Origin of the sequence: Nocardia sp. NPDC006044, from assembly GCF_042871115.1 — a bacterium.
GTDB lineage: Bacteria > Actinomycetota > Actinomycetes > Mycobacteriales > Mycobacteriaceae > Nocardia.
In genome coordinates this window covers 2,373,491-2,391,575 of record NZ_JBIAID010000001.1, presented here as the reverse complement: position 1 = coordinate 2,391,575, position 18,085 = coordinate 2,373,491, and the positions used below count along the sequence as shown (strand labels likewise).

Annotated in this window: 15 protein-coding genes; 9 read left to right on the top strand and 6 right to left on the bottom strand. The window is 67.2% G+C overall.

Going from position 1 to position 18,085, the window contains the following annotated elements; translation table 11 throughout:
* Window positions 1-2: 2 nt before the first annotated feature.
* The gene (locus ACFYO1_RS11265; RefSeq protein ID WP_387229437.1) at window positions 3-1,373 is read right to left on the bottom strand and encodes an FAD-dependent oxidoreductase; all 1,371 of its coding nucleotides are present in this window, start codon (window positions 1,371-1,373) and stop codon (window positions 3-5) included.
* A 157-nt stretch (window positions 1,374-1,530) separates the two neighbouring features.
* On the opposite strand from ACFYO1_RS11265, the gene ACFYO1_RS11260 reads away from it, so the two are divergent.
* The 3 genes from ACFYO1_RS11260 (at window position 1,531) to ACFYO1_RS11250 (ending at window position 4,273) form a co-directional block, all read left to right on the top strand.
* Window positions 1,531-3,087 carry an amino acid permease gene (locus tag ACFYO1_RS11260; RefSeq protein ID WP_387229434.1) on the top strand — a complete coding sequence of 519 codons (1,557 nt, stop codon included), beginning with the start codon at window positions 1,531-1,533 and terminating at the stop codon, window positions 3,085-3,087.
* Between the two features lie 63 nt (window positions 3,088-3,150).
* Complete coding sequence (locus ACFYO1_RS11255) at window positions 3,151-3,846, top strand: hypothetical protein (RefSeq protein ID WP_387229432.1); 696 nt, start codon at window positions 3,151-3,153, stop codon at window positions 3,844-3,846.
* A 58-nt stretch (window positions 3,847-3,904) separates the two neighbouring features.
* Window positions 3,905-4,273 (top strand): hypothetical protein, encoded by a 369-nt coding sequence (locus tag ACFYO1_RS11250; RefSeq protein ID WP_387229430.1) that lies wholly within the window; start codon window positions 3,905-3,907, stop codon window positions 4,271-4,273.
* A gap of 7 nt (window positions 4,274-4,280) precedes the next feature.
* Here the strand turns inward: ACFYO1_RS11250 and ACFYO1_RS11245 are convergent, their stop codons facing one another.
* Entirely contained in the window at window positions 4,281-4,769 is a 489-nt protein-coding gene (locus ACFYO1_RS11245; RefSeq protein ID WP_387229429.1) for a carboxymuconolactone decarboxylase family protein, read from the bottom strand.
* A complete protein-coding gene (locus tag ACFYO1_RS11240; protein WP_387229426.1) occupies window positions 4,766-5,845 on the bottom strand; it encodes a dihydrodipicolinate reductase in 1,080 nt (359 codons plus the stop codon). Before ACFYO1_RS11240 ends, ACFYO1_RS11245 begins: the two co-directional genes overlap by 4 nt.
* 489 nt (window positions 5,846-6,334) lie before the next feature.
* Here ACFYO1_RS11240 and ACFYO1_RS11235 point away from each other — a divergent pair, with 489 nt between their 5' ends.
* The 3 genes from ACFYO1_RS11235 (at window position 6,335) to ACFYO1_RS11225 (ending at window position 10,872) form a co-directional block, all read left to right on the top strand.
* The gene (locus tag ACFYO1_RS11235) at window positions 6,335-6,667 is read left to right on the top strand and encodes a hypothetical protein (protein WP_387229423.1); all 333 of its coding nucleotides are present in this window, start codon (window positions 6,335-6,337) and stop codon (window positions 6,665-6,667) included.
* Between the two features lie 67 nt (window positions 6,668-6,734).
* Window positions 6,735-8,990 carry a protein kinase gene (locus ACFYO1_RS11230; protein WP_387229420.1) on the top strand — a complete coding sequence of 752 codons (2,256 nt, stop codon included), beginning with the start codon at window positions 6,735-6,737 and terminating at the stop codon, window positions 8,988-8,990.
* 91 nt (window positions 8,991-9,081) lie between these two features.
* Entirely contained in the window at window positions 9,082-10,872 is a 1,791-nt protein-coding gene (locus ACFYO1_RS11225; RefSeq protein ID WP_387229418.1) for a hypothetical protein, read from the top strand.
* On the opposite strand, the gene ACFYO1_RS11220 is transcribed toward ACFYO1_RS11225, so the two are convergent.
* Window positions 10,851-11,423: an NADAR family protein gene (locus ACFYO1_RS11220; protein ID WP_387229416.1), complete on the bottom strand. Its 573-nt coding sequence runs from the start codon at window positions 11,421-11,423 to the stop codon at window positions 10,851-10,853. The genes ACFYO1_RS11225 and ACFYO1_RS11220 overlap by 22 nt on opposite strands.
* Window positions 11,424-11,508: 85 nt before the next feature.
* Here ACFYO1_RS11220 and ACFYO1_RS11215 point away from each other — a divergent pair, with 85 nt between their 5' ends.
* The 3 genes from ACFYO1_RS11215 (at window position 11,509) to ACFYO1_RS11205 (ending at window position 14,575) form a co-directional block, all read left to right on the top strand.
* Window positions 11,509-12,240 carry a tyrosine-protein phosphatase gene (locus ACFYO1_RS11215; RefSeq protein ID WP_387229413.1) on the top strand — a complete coding sequence of 244 codons (732 nt, stop codon included), beginning with the start codon at window positions 11,509-11,511 and terminating at the stop codon, window positions 12,238-12,240.
* 299 nt (window positions 12,241-12,539) lie between these two features.
* A complete protein-coding gene (gene erm, locus ACFYO1_RS11210) occupies window positions 12,540-13,412 on the top strand; it encodes a 23S ribosomal RNA methyltransferase Erm (RefSeq protein ID WP_387229410.1) in 873 nt (290 codons plus the stop codon).
* Window positions 13,409-14,575 carry a lactate 2-monooxygenase gene (locus ACFYO1_RS11205; RefSeq protein WP_387229407.1) on the top strand — a complete coding sequence of 389 codons (1,167 nt, stop codon included), beginning with the start codon at window positions 13,409-13,411 and terminating at the stop codon, window positions 14,573-14,575. The genes erm and ACFYO1_RS11205 overlap by 4 nt, the downstream gene beginning before the upstream one ends.
* A 25-nt stretch (window positions 14,576-14,600) precedes the next feature.
* Here the strand turns inward: ACFYO1_RS11205 and ACFYO1_RS11200 are convergent, their stop codons facing one another.
* Together ACFYO1_RS11200 and thpD are read right to left on the bottom strand one after the other, a co-directional pair.
* Window positions 14,601-16,652, bottom strand: coding sequence for an AMP-binding protein (locus ACFYO1_RS11200; RefSeq protein WP_387229404.1), 2,052 nt, complete (start codon window positions 16,650-16,652; stop codon window positions 14,601-14,603).
* A gap of 521 nt (window positions 16,653-17,173) precedes the next feature.
* Window positions 17,174-18,079, bottom strand: coding sequence for an ectoine hydroxylase (gene thpD, locus ACFYO1_RS11195; protein ID WP_387229401.1), 906 nt, complete (start codon window positions 18,077-18,079; stop codon window positions 17,174-17,176).
* Window positions 18,080-18,085: the final 6 nt, after the last annotated feature.

The window sequence follows — 18,085 nt, the reverse complement described above, 5'->3', positions numbered from 1 at the left end:
CGCTACCCGCGCTCCCGCACCGCGGCGACCGCCTTGCGGGCGGCCACCAGGACGGGGTCCCACACCGGGGAGAACGGCGGCGCGTAGCCGAGATCGAGGGCGGTCATCTGTTCGACCGTCATCCGTGCGGTGAGCGCGACGGCGGCGATGTCGACGCGCTTGCCCGCGCCCTCGCGGCCGACGATCTGCACGCCGAGCAGGCGGCCGGTGCGCCGCTCGGCGAGCATCTTCACCGTCATCATCGCGGCATCGGGGTAATAGCCTGCGCGGCTGGTGGATTCGATGGTGACGGCGACGTATTGCAGCCCGGCGGCGCGCGCGTCCTTCTCCCGCAAGCCGGTTCGCGCCACCTCCAGATCGCAGACCTTGCTGACCGCGGTGCCGACCACGCCGGGGAACGTCCCGTATCCCCCGCCGACATTGGCGCCGATGATCTGGCCGTGTTTGTTGGCGTGCGTGCCGAGGGCGATATGGCGCTCCCGCTCGGCGACCAGATCCAGCACCTCGACGCAATCGCCGCCCGCCCAGATGTTTTCGTGGCCGCGCACCCGCATCGCCAGATCGGTGAGCAGCCCGCCGTACTCCCCCAGCGGCAGACCCGCCGCGCTCGCCAGTTCGGTGTCCGGGCGCACGCCGATGCCGAGCACCACCACGTCCGCGGCGTATTCCGCGCCGTCGGCGACCACCGCGCGCACGAAACCCTGCTCGCCGGTGCGGATCTCGGTCACCTCGGCATTGCCCACCACCTTGATGCCCATGCCGCACATGGCATCCCGGACCAGCGCGCCCATGTCCGGGTCCATCGTCGACATCGGCTCGGGACCGCGGTGCACCATGGTGACGTCGTAGCCGCGCCGAATCAGCGCCTCCGCCATCTCCACGCCGATGTACCCCGCGCCGACCACCACCGCGCGCTTGCCCTCGGTCCGTTCGAGCGTCTCGATCAGCGCCTGCCCGTCGTCGAGGGTCTGCACGCCGTGCACGCCCGGCGCGTCGATGCCCGGCAGCGGCGGCCGGATCGGACGCGCGCCGGTGGCGATCACGAGTTTGTCGTAGTCCGTCCATGATTCGGCGCCGGAGTCCAGTTCCCGGGCGCGCACCCGTCCGCCCGCGACGTCGATCTCGGTCACCTCGGTGCGCAGGCGCAGATCGATGTCGCGGGATCGATGCTCCTCGGGCGTGCGGGCGATCAGCGCGTCCCGCTCGCGCACGTCGCCGCCGACCCAGTACGGGATGCCACACGCGGAGAACGAGGTGAACCGCCCGCGCTCGAAGACCACGATCTGCAGCTCGCTCGCGTCCTTCAGCCTGCGTGCCTGCGCGGCCGCCGACATTCCGGCCGCGTCACCACCGATGACCACCAGTCGCTCCATGGGCTTCACGCTACGTCGGACCGTCCGGCGCCGCCGGGAGGGGTGGCCGCGATGTGCTGCGGTATTCCTGGTTGCCGTGCGGTTGACCCGGGTTTACTCCACACTGATCTTCTGGCAAACGCTGTGTGAGGGCAGCGTTTACACCCTGGAGCTACACATGAGTGATCAACCGTCCTCGTCCGACGATGAACGCCGGCTCGCCGAACTCGGCTACAAACAAGAATTGGCCCGATCCTGGTCCGGATTCTCGAACTTCGCCATCAGCTTCACCATCGTCTCCATCCTGACCGGCGGATTGGCCAGTTACGGAATCGGTTTGGCCAATGGCGGCCCGATCACCATGGCCTGGGGCTGGCCGCTGGTGTCGGTCATGGTGCTGTTCATCGGCATGGCGATGGCGGAATTGGCGTCGGCCTACCCGACCTCCGGCGGCCTGTACTGGTGGGCCGCGCAGCTCGGCGGGCCGGTCTGGGGCTGGTTCACCGGCTGGTTCAACCTGATCGGCCAGATCGCGGTGACCGCGGCCATCGACTACGGGGCGGCGATCTTCACCACCGTGGTGCTGAACGTGATCGGCATCGATATCGGCACCGACCGGACCGCGATCTTCCTCGTCTTCATCGTGATCCTGGTGCTGCACGCCGTGCTCAACGCGATCGGGCCGCACCTGTCCGCGGTGATCAACAACGTCTCCGCCTGGTGGCACGTCGGCGGCGTGGCGATATTCGTGCTGGTGCTCGCGTTCGGCGCGAATCACCATCAGAGCGTCGAGTTCGTGTTCACCCACACCGTGGACAACGCCGGAGTCGGGTTCGGCGGCGTGGCGTTCAGTTTCCTGCTGGGTTTGCTGCACGCGCAATACACGTTCACCGGATACGACGCCTCCGCGCACATGTCCGAGGAAACCCACGACGCCTCGCGGATGGCGGCCAAGGGCATCATCAACACCATCGTGGTGTCGGCGATCGCCGGTTATCTGCTCATCATGGCGGTGACCTTCGCCATCCCGAATCTTGACGATGCCCTGGACCCGGCGAAGAACAGCGGCTATCCGGTGATCTACATCCTGGAGAACTCGCTCAATTCGTTCTGGTCCGGGCTGTTGCTGATCATCGCGGCGATCGCGCAGTTGTTCTGCGGATACGCCTCGGTCACCTCGGCCTCCCGCATGCTGTTCGCGTTCGCCCGCGACGGCGCCGTGCCGGGATCGGCGCTCTGGTCGAAACTTTCGGCCAAGCGGGTGCCGGTGAACGCGGTGCTGTTCATCTCGGTGTTCGCGTTCGTGCTGCTGATCCCGTCGATGCTGGTGCCCGCGGAGAACGCGCCGACCGCCTACGCGGCGGCCACCTCGGTCGCCACCATCGGGCTCTACATCGCCTACGGCATCCCGATCCTGCTGCGGCAGGTGCACGGCGCCCGGTTCCGCACCGGCCCCTGGCAGTTGGGCACCTGGTACCGCCCGGTCGGCGTCGTCGCGCTGATCTGGATCGTGCTGATCAGCTTCCTGTTCATCCTGCCCACCGACGACCGCGGCTACCCGTGGAACAGCGAATTCACTTGGAACACGGTCAATTACGCGCCGATCGCGTTGATCGGCGTGGTCGGCGCGATCGGCATCTGGTGGCTGGTCTCGGCGCGCACCTGGTTCACCGGGCCCAAGCGCACGGTCGAGGAGGCCCCGGACGCCGGCGGCGAAACGGCGGTCAACGCCTGAGTGGACGGCGCGAAACGACTGCTGGTTCGCGATTTGTCGGTACCGGTCGCTAGGTTCATCGGTATGGAAAGGATCGACCTGGAAGACAATCCGGCCCGCGGCCGGATTGTGTTTCCGGGAAACCCGTGGCCGGCCGGGCATGCGATCGAAGAGTTCGCGTGGACCGGGCGGATCGACGAGAACGGCAATTTATGGTTCGACCTGCACCTGCGGTCGGCCCGGTATGTTGCCGCGGGGGGCGTGGAAAGCGCCGAGGCGGCCGATGATTGGTCGTCGCCGGAGGTGTGGCAGAACTACGGGAGTTGCACGCTGTCGTCCACCTACTGGGGCGAGGACGACGGCACCGGTTTTCTGGCCGCCACGCCCGGAAATCCATTTCATCTGAAAGAGTTGACGCCACAACGACTAACGGCCGATCCGCTACCGCTCATCGAGATCGATCAGCTCGAATATCTCGCCTTCAACATCTACCTGCTCGGCCACGATTCGGTGGCCGACCAGGAGGTGGTTTTCACCCGCCGCCCGGACGGCAGCCACGACATCGCCTGGCGCGGGCGGATCGCGCTGACCTACGTCGACGACGCCGAATTCCGGCATCGATTCGAGGCCCGAATCGCCGCGCCGCTGGAATACATCCGCTACCCGGCCAGCCTTTCGCTGGAGGAGGCGCACGATCATCTCCAGGCCGTCGTGGACGCGCCGGAATTCTTCACCACCGGATTGGTGGACGGCCAGCCGGCCTGGGTGCCGAACCGTTAGCCGACGGAAAGCGGTTGTCCCAGCCTTTATTTCGCGGAATCACGCTACCGTTGGACAGATGAATTACGAGTTCGTGGTGCTGCCGATGGGAGCCGTCGACTCGCCCGCCGAGGTACCGGCATACCTCCGGACCCAGACCGGACAGCCGGTCGACGAGCAGTTACGCAGATTCGTGGTGTCCGGCCTGCACCTGTGGAACAGCCGGGTGCCCGCGGCCTACCGGCACGCGATGCTCCATGTCGAGGCCGCGGGGAATTCGGTCCGGGTGACCGCGGCCGACCGCGCCGACCGGCGCCGGTATCGGGGGTCGGCGGTCGACAGCGCGGCGACCGCGGTGCGCGGCCTGCTCGAGAGTTTGATTTCCGGTTCGGCGTATCAGCTCTACGACGCCGTGAACCACACGCTGTGGCCCGACCGCACCGAATAGTCGTTAGTTATGCGGCCGAATGTCCGGGCAGCACGCAGACGGTGTCGAGGCCCAGCACCCGATTCAGGCGGCCGAAGGCGAGCCAGGAACCGATGCTCATGCTCAATTCCACGAGTTCGGCCTGGGTGTACTCGGTGAGCATGCGGGTCAGGAACTCGTCGTCGATGCCGTGATGGTCCAGCGCATAGCGTTCGGCGTATTCGGCCGCGAGCCGGGTGCGTTCGTCGAACGACTCGGTGAGCCGCCAGTCGGTGACGGCGTCGGCGAACTCCGGTTCCACCTTTTTGCCGTCGCGTTCGGTCCGCCAATCCTGACAGAAGAGGCAGCCGTTGATTTGTGCGATGCGCAAACGGGCGGCCTCGAATTCGCGCAGTCCGAGGGTGCTGTGCGAATACACCGACATCGAGAATTGCGCGGCGGCAACGCCGATGCCGGGCACCATTTCACCCCAGACGTAACCGATCGGGTCCTTGCCCTCGGGGATATCGATGATCATGGGTGTTTCCTTCCGAGTTTGCCGACTGCCGGACGCAGCGGAATATCGAGCGCGTCATAGAGTCCGGGCCCGGCCTCGGCGAGCCAATCGATGGCGCTCACCAAACGGCCTACGGCAGTGGCATTTCCGCCCGCGGCCCGGTTGCCGTTCTCGTCCGACGCCTCGATGGTGACCTCGATGCGCGGACGGCCCTCGATGATCACCCGGTGCGCGCCGTCGCCGTCGGCGGGCGCGGGCCAGTCCGGCGCGCACGACGGATGGATCCGGGTGACGTGCTCGACGATGATGCGCGGCTCGCCCTCGACGATGCCCTGCACCTCGAATCGGACGGCGCCCTGGCCGCCGGCCACGAACTCGCCCATCGACTGCGTGGTGATCGTGGATGCGAGCGGCCGCCGATCCAGCGTCTCGCGAATCTCGTCGAGTTCGACGCCGAGCGCCCGGGCCATCAGCCGAATCTGCCCGCCCCACACCATGGTCGGCACTGTCGGCGCGAGCATGGGCGGCTGATAGTCCATCGGCTGACCCATGCCGACCAGCCAGCGGACCGAGTCCGGCTGGTCGTAGGTGGAGTAGTCGAAGATCTCCTGGCAGCGGATCACCTCGACGGTGCCGCCGAGACCGCTGATCAGCAGCGGCAGCACGTCGTTGCCCCAGCCGGGGTCGACGCCGGAGACGAACAGCGAACCGCCGCCCTCGGCGATCGCGGCCAGCACGGGGTCGCGGATCTCGGGCGGGGCGTTGCGTGGATCGTAGAGCGCGTAGAGCGCGGGCGTGACGACGATCGCGCCGGCCCGGATCGCGCGGACGATGTCGGCGAGTGCGTCGTCGGGGCGGATATCGCCGGAGGCGGCGTACACGACCGCGCGCGGCTTCGCCGCCAGGACCGCGTCGATGTCGTCGTTCGCCGCGACACCGACCTGATAGTCGAGTCCGCTCAACTCCCCCGCGTCGCGCCCGACCTTGTCCGGATTGTGCACGAGCACATTCGTGAGGGTCAGCGCCGGATGCGCCTCGACGGCCCGAATGGCCGCCCGGCCGACATTGCCGGTGCCCCACACCGCCGTGGAGATCATGCGGGGAGCGTAGCAAGCGCTTGGTCGGTTTCACGTGGTATTGGAGAAGCTGGGGTCCGGTAGCGCACGCGGGCCGTAGCAGGTAGGCTTACCGACAGCTTGAGCCCCGCGTGATCACTCCGCGATCGAACTTCTCCCCCGAAAATCATCCCCAAGTTATCTGTAACCGTCGGTTACAGATAGATTCGCAACTCTCGGCGGTAGCTACACAGTTACCGGTTCAGCAGTTCGCGCGCTACGGCACCGGCCACGCCGGCCAGGCCATCGGATGAATATTCCGACAGCGAACCCGGCTGCCGCACAACACATCACGACAATCGATCCCGCGCATAACCTGCGCGCTTATCGCTATGCCGGAACGAATATTCCCCAGTACCCGAATTCGCCACCTTCCGCGCGCTGAGCGGGTTAGGTTTAGAACGCTCGGGGGCGGGCTACAAGATGGTGTCATGCGATACCGGATCAGATTCCGACGGGTGAGGAGGGGTGGTGACGACCGAGAATCCGACCGCACTCGGTTACGTGCGAAGCGATATCTCGGGTCCGCAGCAAGCCTGGGATGAAACCCAGATCCGGAGTCTCGCAAAACGACTCGGCTACGACCTGATCAAAACGATCCGCTTCGACGCGGACACCGACTACCGCATCGACCAACTGGAAACCGCGGTCAAGATCAACGACGCCGAAGCCGTGATCACCCCCACCCTCGACCATCTCGACGGTTCCGCCGATCCCCTGGTCAAATCCTGCGACGTGATCACCGTCCGGCCCGAAAACACCTACGCCCGTTGGGCATTTCCCATAGCCCAGGCCGACGGGTAGCGACGCCGGCGGAAATTTCCCGAGCAAACGTCCGGTTTCCGGAGGACGCCGGGGATACTATGCGCAGATGGCGCACCCCGCCCCGCCGGTTTCGGGGGCGACGGTCGCATCGGACCGTTCGCCCACGAGTCCGCGCGGCGCCGGGGTCGCCGAGGTGGTCGCCCGATTTGCCGAGGCATGGCAGGTCGCGGCGGAACCGCCGGATCTGCTGGCCTATCTGCCGGATTCGCCCGGCATCCGACGGGTGTCGCTGATCGAATTGATCAAGGTCGATCTGGCGAATCGGTGGGGCCGGGGCACGGCGCCGAAACGGCTCGCCGAATACGTTGCCGATCTTCCCGAACTGCGGACCTGGCCGTTGCCGCCGGATCTCATCTACGAGGAATTCCATGTCCGCAGGCGCGCGGGCAGTTCGGTCGAGGTGGCGGAATACACCGCGGCGTATCCCGAGCAGGCCGAACAGCTTTCGGAAATGCTGGGCACCGACGATTATCACAGCACGATGATGACGGCGGCGGAGCCGGTGAATCTGGACGATATCGAGGTCGGGCAGAAGATCGACGACTTCGATCTGATGACCGGGCTCGGCCGGGGCGCGTTCGCGCGGGTATTCCTCGCGCGGCAACGGTCGATGCAGCGGCTGGTCGCGGTGAAGATCTCCCGCAACAAGGGCACCGAACCGCAGACACTGGCGCAATTGGACCACGACTATATCGTCAGAGTCTTCGACCAGCGGGTATTGGAAAGCCGGAAACTGCGACTGCTCTACATGCAATATGTGCCGGGCGGCACGCTGTTCACCGTGCTCGAACGGGTGCGCGGGACACCGCCGGACCAACGCGACGGAACCCTGCTGGTCGACGTCATCGACACGGTACTGGCCGATAAGGGCGAGATCCGGCCGAGCGAATCACCGCTGCGCGCCGAACTGGCCCGGCTGTCCTGGCCGGAAACCATCGCCTGGCTCGGCCGGCGACTGGCCGAGGCCCTCGACTACGCGGGCAACGCGGGCGTCCTGCACCGCGACCTCAAACCGGCGAACGTCTTGCTCACCGCGGACGGCATTCCCAAGCTCGCCGACTTCAATATCAGCTTCAGCGGCAATGTTTCGGGCGACAGCCCGGTCGCCTACTTCGGCGGCTCGCTGGCCTACATGTCGCCCGAGCAGCTGGCGGCGGTGCATCCGGATCACCCCGGCACGGCCGCCGACCTCGACACCCGCAGCGACCTCTACTCGCTCGCGGTGGTGCTGTGGGAATTGCTCACCGGCCGAAAGCCTTTTGCCGACGACGCGGTGACCGGTGGCGACCGCACCGCACTGGACGGCATGCTGGAGCGCCGTTCCGGCAGCCCGAAAGCGCTTCCCTACCAGGATCTTCCGCCCGACTGCCCGGCGGCGCTGGAACGCGCGCTGGTCCGCGCGCTCGACCCGGAACCCGGCAACCGCTGGGCGCGTGGGGCGGACATGGCCCAGCAGCTGGAGGTCTGCCTCGACGCCAGGGCGCGTGACCTGGTCGACCCACCGCCGTCGAGCTGGCGGCTGCGCGCGCGGCAACTCGCGCACCCGATCATGGCGCTGGCCATCGCGGTGCCGAACGCGCTGGCCATCTGGTACAGCTACCTGCACAACCGGACGCTGATCATCAGCAAGCTGGATGCCCCGGCGCAGCACCGATTCGATCAGATCGCGGTGGCCACCTACGGGTTGTGCTTCCTGATCGGTTTCCTCGTCACCAACATCCTGCTGGCGAACCTCTGGTCGATTTCGCGCGGGCTACGCAAGGGAAAGTCCTACGACGCCGCCACGCTGGCCCGCGCACGCGGCGACACCTTGCTGCTCGGTAAACGAAATGTGCTGACCTGCTTCGCGCTCTGGGTCATCGCGGGGGTGATCGTCCCGGTTTCGGTGCGGGCCTCCGGCAATCACATCCCCCCGCAGTCGTATGTGCACTTCTTCATCACGCAGATCGTGTGCGGCGCGATCGCCATGGCCTATCCGTATTTCCTGGTGAACTTCTACGCCGTGCGCTCGCTCTATCCGATGTTCCTTCGCCACGGCGGACTCGGCGCTCGGGACGCGCGCCGACTGCAACAGCTCGACCGGCGCAGCACCTACTTCCTGGCCATTGCCGCCGCCGTGCCGCTGCTCGGTGTCGCAGGTGCGACGTTCATTCCGCCCGCGGATATTCCGGCGGTTATTGTGGCGCTGCGGGTGTTGTGCGTGGGCAGCGCGCTGGCGTTTGTCGGCGTGTACTGGCTGTTCCGCATGCTGGAGAAGGATCTTGCCGCGCTCGAACGCATAGTCGCCCGTTCCGGTCGATAGCCCGCGGGATCGCTGGGTCATTCCCGGCTCCGGCGGGTACGGTATACCCGCCGCAACGGCACGACGCATTCGGCGGAAAGGCGGGCATCGGATGAACGAGCCGTATTCGTCATGGGCCGCTCGAAATTCGCCCGACGACCGCCCGCTCGCCGCCCGATATCAGAGCGCGGAACCCATCGTCTTGCGCGGCAGCAAGGTCTACCCGATGTATACCGAGCAGGTCGGGCCGGAGCCGACGACGGTCACCATCACGCTGCTTTCCGCCGCACCCCCCGCCGGGCTGCGCGGGCTCGGGATGGGGTTGTCGGTGGTCGACGGCTATGTCGGACTGAACGGCCGCCGCCTGGCCGGGGTCGACGTGTGGTCCGACGCCCTGGTCGGCGGGATCAGCTTCGACATCATCGGCACCGCGCCCGTCACGCTGGTGACGCTGACCCCGGTCTGGGTCGACGGTTTCGGCGAGCAGAAGTCCTGGGTCGGCAATTACGGCATCGTCATCGAGAGCGCGCCGGACGGGCGAATGATCCTGTGGTGCAGTATCGGCGAGGGGCCCGCCAATTTCGCCAACCTCGTGGTCGAGGTGACCACCTCCCCGGCAGCCCGGCCGGCGCAGCCGCATCCCGAGCCGGACGCGCAGCACACCCATCCGTTGCGATCGATGCCGAACCTACCCACGAATCCGGCGGGTGGTTATCCGTCGGCGAACAACGCGCACCAACCGATCACACAGCCGGCGCAGAGCAATTCCGGCGCGTCCGGTCCGGATTCGGCGCCGTTCGGTGCGCCGCAGCCGCCGCCGGCCGGTATTCAGTCGCTGCCGGCTCCGCAGGCCGATGGTCAACCGGCCGGCGCCCATTCGAGCAGCCGATATTCACCGCCCGATCCGCAAGCCAATTCTCCGCAGTCACTGCCGGATTCGCAGGCCGCCACCCAGCCGAACGCGCACGAGCCTGCCCAACCGCCGCTGCCGAACGCGGGTGCCCCGGAGCGACCGCTGAGCCCGCAGGCTGCCCGGCCGGTGAACTCGGGCGCCGTCCCACCGCGGAACGCACACAACGGCGTCCAGCAGCCCTCGTCGAACTCGCCCGCCGGCGCCCAACCGCCGCATTCCCATTCAGGCGTCCAATCGCCTCCGCCGAACGCGCCCACAACTGCGCCGCAGCCTTCCGCGCACCCGCACGCAGCAGCGCCACAACCTCCCGCGCACCCGCACGCAGCCACGCCACAACCTCCCGCAACCCCACACGCAGCCACGCCACAACCTCCCGCAGCAGCGCCACAACCTCCCGCAAATTCACACCCAACCGCGCCACAATCCGCGAACCCGCACACAGGCGCACCCCAGCCACCGCCGAACGTGCATTCTGGCGTCCACCAACCTCCCCCGAACCCGCACGCCGACGTCCACCGGTCGCACGAGGGCCCGCATGCCGGCACCCATCCACCGACCCCGCACCTCGGTTCCGACGCCCACTACGGCCCCGGCGTCCAATCCGCGCCCACCCGTCCCATGCAGACCAAGCCGCCGGCCGAGGAAGAACCACCCCCGGACACCAGCTACCGCACCGCCCTCTACGACCTGGGTGTGGCCATGTACGGCCGCGGCGAGGAAGACCAGGCGTGCGGCCTATGGGCTCAGGCCGCCGACGCCGGCCACGCGGGCGCGGCCTACGACCTCGGCGTGGTCCGGTTCCGCCGCGGCGACCTGGACGACGCCGAACGCTGGTGGCGCACCGCGGCCGATCGCCGCGAACCGCGCGCCATGGCCGGCCTCGCCGAACTGCTCGATCGCCAAGGCAATTACGCCGAGGCGCGGGTCTGGCGCGCGTGCGCCGACGAGGAGCGGGTGCCGAAATCCGATCAGTCGGTCAGCTCCGGCTGACCGCCGCGCAGTTCGGCGCGCGCCGCCATCAACGCGAAACCGAGCAGGTTCAGCCCCGGCCACTGCGCCGGATCCTCCGCCAGTGGATCCTCGGCCGCCAGTCCGATCCCCCAGATCCGATCCACCGGACTGGCTTCCACCAGCACCCGGTCGCCGGTGCCGAGCAGATACTCGGTCAGCTCCGCGTGCTGGCCGAACTTCGCCACGTTCCCCCGCACCACAACGTCGTAGCGGTGCGCGCTCCACACTTTGCCGTCGAAGCCGCGGACCTCCCGCCCGAGCGCCTTCGCCGCCTTCGGGGTCGGCGCCGCCAGCACCCGTTCGGCATTGTCCGCATCGCCGAAAAGCCGCGCCTTGCCCCACATCATGTAATGCTCGGCCGAGGCGAACTCCACCCCGTCGATGACGAATGGGGCCGGCCACCACTGACTCAGGCAGCTGGCCCCGATCCGTCCGCTCCGTTCCGGTTGATGCCCCCAGAACAGCAGATAGTCCACTTTCTCGCCCGCGGTTGTCACCCTGACCAGGTCGTCTACCGAACGCAGGTTCATGATCAGAGTGTGCCCTATGGCCGGGCGTGCTCGCCTGCCGAATATCGGTGCGGGTCGTTGGGGGCGGCCGACATAGGGTCGAGTCGTGAACAGGCACATCGCTTTCGAACGGCTGCACAACTTCCGTGATCTGGGTGGGTACCCGACCGCGGACGGACGGGCAGTGCGCTGGGGACGTCTGTTCCGCTCCGACTCGCTGAGCAAACTGCGCGACGACGATCTGCGGCGCTTCTCGGACCTGGGCGTCGCGACCGTCATCGACCTGCGCTACCCCTGGGAGATCGACTCGAAAGGCCGAGTGCCCCATCACGATTCGCTCGACTACTACAACCTCAGCATCGAACATCGGCCCTACGATCAGGCGGCGCTCGGTCCGGACATCGAGACCGGCCCCTACCTCGCCGAGCGGTTCCTGGAAGTCGCCTACGACGGCGTCGAGGAAATCCGCGAGGTCCTCCGGGTGATCGCCGCGGCAGCCGGACCGGCCGTCTTCCACTGCGCGTCCGGCAAAGACCGCACCGGCCTGATCGCCGCCCTCGTCCTTACTCTGCTCGGCGTCCCCGACGAGCAGATCGTGGAGGACTTCACCCTCACCGAGCTGGCCACCGAGCGACTCGTCGCGGACTGGCGGGCCGCCTACCCGGACAAGGAACTGACCTGGCCCGGCTACGGGCGCGCACCCGCGGAAGTGATGCGACTATTTCTCGACGGCTTGGCCGTCGATCACGGCTCGATGCACGGATACGCGAGGACACTGCTCGGCGTCGACGACGATCTGATCGCGGCTCTGCGCGGGCGTCTGCTCGAACCGGTCTAGGACCGGCGCGATCCGCCGGTCATGGGCGCGAATAAAGCGGTCGCGTCCGACCGGACCGGTGCGCTACCTTGCGAGACATGGGCAACTTGGAGATGACCGGAGTGTGCGCGGCCTGCGCGTATTACCTGCGGCTGCGTACGGAGGCCTGGGCTCTGCCAGTGCACCGTTCCACTCCGGTGTCCCGCCTGTTCTGATCGGGACCTGCGCCGGCGGTCGATAACCGCCGGATTTTCTGTGCCCTGGCATGGGTCCGGGCGAATCACTTTCCCTGATTCGACCACTCCATCCGGAGGACCCCCATGTCCCGCGATCGTTCACTGCCGCGCGCCCGCGATACGCGCGCAAGTACCCGAAAGCGTCTGTCCCAGAACTTCCTCACCGACGCCGGCGCCGCCCGGCTGATCGTGCGCTCGTCAGGCATCACCGCCGACGATCTCGTACTGGAGATCGGCCCCGGCGACGGCATGCTGACCAGACAACTACTCGCCTCGGCAGGCCGGATCCGCGCCTACGAGATAGACGCCCGCTACGCGGATCGCCTGCGCGGGCGATACGCCGACAATGATCGAATAAACTTGTACAACAGGGACTTCCGCACTGTCACCGCGCCGGACGAGCCATTCGCAGTAGTAGCCAACGTCCCCTTCGCGATCACCACCGACCTGGTGCGCTGGTGCCTGGCCGCCCCGCACCTCACCTCGGCCACCCTCCTCACCCAATCGGAGTTCGCCCGCAAGCATTCCGGCGACTACGGCCGCTGGACCAAACTCACCATCACCCACTGGCCAACGGTCGCAATAGAATTGGGCCCCCGAATCCCCCGCGCCAACTTCCACCCCGTCCCCCGCGTCGACACCGCCATCCTCCACCTCCACCGCCGCCCAACCCCCCTCCTCCCCACCCCGGCCCTCACCGACTACCACCACCTCGTAGAACTCGGCTTCTCCGGCGTCGGCGGCTCCCTCGCCAACTCCCTACGCCACCGATTCCCCACCCCCATCGTCCGCGCAGCCTGCACCGCCGCAGGTATCGCACCGGACGAACCGGTCGGGCTGGTCGATCCGGGGCGGTGGGTTGTCCTCTATAGGTCACTGGGGAGGGGGGTCAAGTCGTACCGCTACAGAAATGTATCGGATACATTTATGTATCAGACGAGGAAGGGAACGCCGTGACCGGGAACTTCGGTGATTACCAGTACGAGATCTATTTTCAGGGCCTCGGTGGTGTCCAGCCGAACCTGCCGATGACGTTCGCGGAGCTGGAGGCGAGGGCGCAGGCGGCGCTGCCGCCGGGGATCTGGTCGTATGTGGCGGGCGGGGCCGGCGACGAGCTGACCCAGCGCACGAATGCGACGGCGTTCGAGAAGCTGGGCCTGACCCCGCGCATGCTGCGGGCGACGAAGGAACGCGATCTGTCGATCGATCTGTTCGGCATGAAGCTGCCGTCGCCGATCTTCATGGCCCCGGTCGGCGTGATCGGCCTGTGCGCGCAGAACGGGCACGGCGATCTCGCCACCGCCGAGGCCGCGGCGCGCACCGGCGTCCCGATGGTCGCCTCCACCTTGACGGTCGACCCGCTCGAGGATGTCGCGGCCCACTTCGGCGATACCCCCGGCATGTTCCAGCTCTACACCCCGACCGACCGCGACCTGGCCCAGAGCCTGGTCAGCCGGGCCGCGGCCGCCGGGTTCAAAGCCATTGTGGTGACCCTGGATACATGGGTGCCCGGCTGGCGCCCGCGCGACCTGAGCACCTCGAACTTCCCGCAGCTGCGCGGGCACTGCCTGGCGAACTACTTCAGCGACCCGGTATTCCGCGCGATGCTCGCGAAGACCCCGGAGGAGGATCCGAAAACCGCGATCCTGACCTGGATCTCGCAGTTCGGCAACCCGGTCACCTGGGACGACCTGGCCTGGCTGCGCTCGCTGACCGATCTTCCCGTGGTGCTCAAGGGAATCTGTCACCCGGACGACGCCCGCCGCGCCAAAGACGCCGGCGTCGACGGCATCTACTGCTCCAATCACGGTGGCAGGCAAGCCAATGGCGGCATCCCGGCGATCGAGCACCTGCCCGGCGTGGTCGCCGCCGCGGACGGCCTGCCGGTGCTGTTCGACTCCGGAATCCGTTCCGGCGCAGACATCGTCAAGGCCCTGGCGCTCGGCGCGACCGCCGTCGGCATCGGCCGCCCGTACTGCTACGGACTCGCCCTCGGCGGCGCCGACGGCATCGTGCATGTGCTGCGCGCACTGCTCGCCGAGGCAGACCTGCTGATGGCGGTGGACGGCTACCCGACGATCGCCGATCTCACCCCGGAGATCATCCGCCGATCGAACTGACCGGTCAGCCGGGCCGGGTTCACGCTCAGCTCGGCTGAATCAGCGTGCGCTTCAGGATCTTTCCGGTCGCGTTGCGCGGCAGCGCCTCCAGGAACGTCACGTCGCGCGGCACCGAGAACCGGCTGAGCCGATGCCGGATGTAGTTGCAGACCATGTCGCGATCCAGCCCGAACCCCTCCCTGGTCACCACGAACGCGGCGAGGCGCTGGCCGTACTCCTTGTCCGGCACGCCGATCACCGCGACCTCGCTGACCTGCGGCAGATGCGACAACGCCTCCTCCACCGGACGCGGGAAGACGTTCTCGCCGCCGGAGATGATCATCTCGTCGTCCCGGCCCGCCACGAACAGCAGCCCGTCCGCGTCGAGGTAGCCGAGATCCCCGGTGTCGAGCATGCCGCCCCATTCGGTGGGCGGCTTGGCGTCGGTGTAGCCGTCGAACAGCATGTGGTTCAGTACGAAGATGCGGCCCGTGACCCCACGCGGCACCGGACGCAAATCCTGGTCCAGCACAGCGAGTTTCGTGCCGAGCGGCGGCCGGCCGGCGGTGGTCGGCGCCGCGCGCAGATCGGCCGGATCGGCGATGGTCGCCCAGGACACCTCGGTCGACCCGTAGACGTTGTAGAGCACGTCGCCGAAGCTGTCCATGAACTTCAATACCGTCGGACCGGCAAGGGGCGCACCGCAACTGGCGACCACCCGCAGGCTCGAGGTGTCGTACCGATCCCGGATGTGCGCGGGCAGATCCAGGATTCGGTTCACCATCACCGGCACCACGATCAGCGAGGTGACCCGATGCTCCTCGATCAACCGCAGGCAGTCCTCGGCGTCGAACCGTTCCGGCAGTACCACGCTCGCCCGGATCGGCGTGCTGATCTGCAACGCCGCCAGGCCCCAGGTGTGGAACAGCGGCGCGGGGATGAGCATGGTCTCGTCCATCCGCAACGGAATCCGCGACAGCAGCGCCGCGACGGTGCCGAATCCCTTGGGCTGCGGGCGCTGTGCGCTCTTGGGCGTGCCGCTGGTGCCGGACGTGAGCACGATCAGCCGGCCCGGATGCGACGGCCGGGGGAAGGTCGGCGCGTCGAGCGCGATCAGATCATCGACGGTGTTGCGGTCGAACCGGGACTCCCGGCCGGTCGCGAACCGCGGCACCTCGGCCGGGATGTACTTGGTCGAGGCGTCGTACTCGTCGTCGAGGAACACCGCGGACAGGCCGTGCCGATCGGCGACGTCCTCGATTTGCCGGGCCGACAGCCCGGTATTGAGCAGCACCGTGTCCACGCCGAGTTTGCCGGTGGCGACCATGCATTCGACCATTGCTACGCGATTGCGCGAGAGTAGCCCGATTTTGTCCCGCGCGCCGATGCCGAGCAGTGTCAGCGCCGACGCGAGTTTGTGTGTGCGATCGTGCATTTGACCGAACGTGTAGGCGGACACGTCGTCCACCACGGCCAGCCGATTCGGCGAGTGGCCCGCGGCGGCCGCGTAACCGCCGGCCAGGGTGAATCCCCACTTGGCCAGTCCGCCCACCTGTTTGAGCGCGCGGTCCGGGCGGTAGGTGCGCACGACCCCCGTCGTCACCATTTGTTTGAGGGTACCGACCTGCTGCTTCGCCCCCGACTCCTCGCCGTTGACCAGCACCGAGGTCGGGGCGCCGAGGATGGCGTCGACGATGCGCTCCAGCCCGGCCATGGTCCAGTCGATCACGTCCTGGTTGTCCCGCTCGGCGATCCACGGATGGATCCGCGCGGCACCGAAGTAGGTGATGGTGACCCGGGCCTGTTCCTGCTCGCCGCGTAGTCGTACCGCGGCGAAACTGCCCAGTCCAGGGCACTGTAGCTCGAAGGTTTCCAGCTCCTTGCCGACGACCAGGCGCAGCGCGGGCACGGTGAGCTCGTTGCCGTCGTGGCGCGCCCGGATCAGCAGCACGGGATGGGTGTCCGAGGTTTCCGCGCGTTCACAACCTCCGATTCCGCGAAACATCCGGGTGTAGGTCTGCGGGTCCAGGAAAAAGTCCCACAGTGCTTTGCGTGCGGCCGCGAACTCCGCATCGATAGTGATGACGTCCGTTACCAACTGCGTGCATTTCTTCCTGGGCCGACCGTGCGGTATGCGTCGGCATGGTCACGTAGTTGTACCCAGCGGTAACAATTAGGTCAAGACCTCTCGGCGTTGCTCATGATTTGCCACCAATTTGGTCAATCGCCCATATTTGTGCACAGTGCGGGCACCTGACGGCACTCTGCACAAATAGTCCGAAAAGACCTCCGGGCCAGCCAGTATCGGGTAGCGGAACGAGAAGGCCAGGCGCACACTGTCCGTCGGTGACCAGATCTGTCTCCGGGCCCGAAGGGAGGACGCCGGGGCGGTCAGTGATCTTGTGGCGAACGCCAACAGCGGGAGGTTGTCCAGAACATTGCGCATGCTCGAAGAACATAGGGCGGTTCGACCGGAACTGGGGGCGAGTCCGGCTGCGTGAGACGACAACAGCGGATGGCCGAGAGGATCGTACCGCCGATGCGCGCGGTGCGCGCGCCGAGCGCGAAGGCGCCCTCCGGCCCGGCGAACGGACCGACAGGGCGCCTTCGATGCGCGAATCAGGCAGACAGCGGCGTGAAGTCGCGGCTGCCGATGTAACCCGGGCGCGGGGCGGGCGCCGCGAACGGCTCCACCAGGGTGTTCTCCACACTGTTGAACACCAGGAAGATGTTCGAGCGCGGGAACGGGGTGATGTTGTTCGACGAACCGTGCATCAGATTCGAGTCGAACAGCAGCGCCGATCCGGCCCGGCCGGTGAACTGGCTGATGCCGTAGGTGTTCGCCAGCGTGGTGATGTCGTCCTGGGTCGGCACGCCGATTTCCTGCTCCTGCAACGACTCCCGGTAATGCTCGGCGGGCGTGCTGCCCAGGCAGGGCACGAACGTCCGGTGCGAGCCGGGCATCACCATCAGGCTGCCGTTGATCGGGTAGTTGTCGGTGAGCGCGATGGACAGGCTGACCGCGCGCGGCGCGGGCATGCCGTCCTCGGCGTGCCAGGTCTCGAAGTCCGAGTGCCAGTAGAAACCGGTACCGCGGAAACCGGGCATGTAGTTCACCCGGCTCTGGTGGATGTAGACCTCGGAACCGAGGATCTGCCGGGCCAATCCGGCGACCCGGGACTCCCGGGCCAGCTCCGCCACGGCCGCGCTGAGCCGGTGCACCTCGAAGACCGAACGCACGCGCTTGGACGACTTCTCCACGATCACCCGCTCGTCGTCCCGCAACGACGGGTCGCCGGCCAGCCGGCCGATCTCGGCGGAGAAATCGGCCACCTCGGTGGGCGTCAGCAGATCGTCGACGCTGGCGAAACCGTCGGTGTCGAAGTTCGCCAGCGCCGGGGTCTCGACCCGGCCCCACACGGTAGGATCCTTGCGATCCAGATGTGGGCCCGGCGTGCTCAGCCGGGTCGGGTACCGGTCGGCCGGTGCGGTTTCGGGTCGAGTTTCCGTGTGCAGCAAAACCATCCTGTT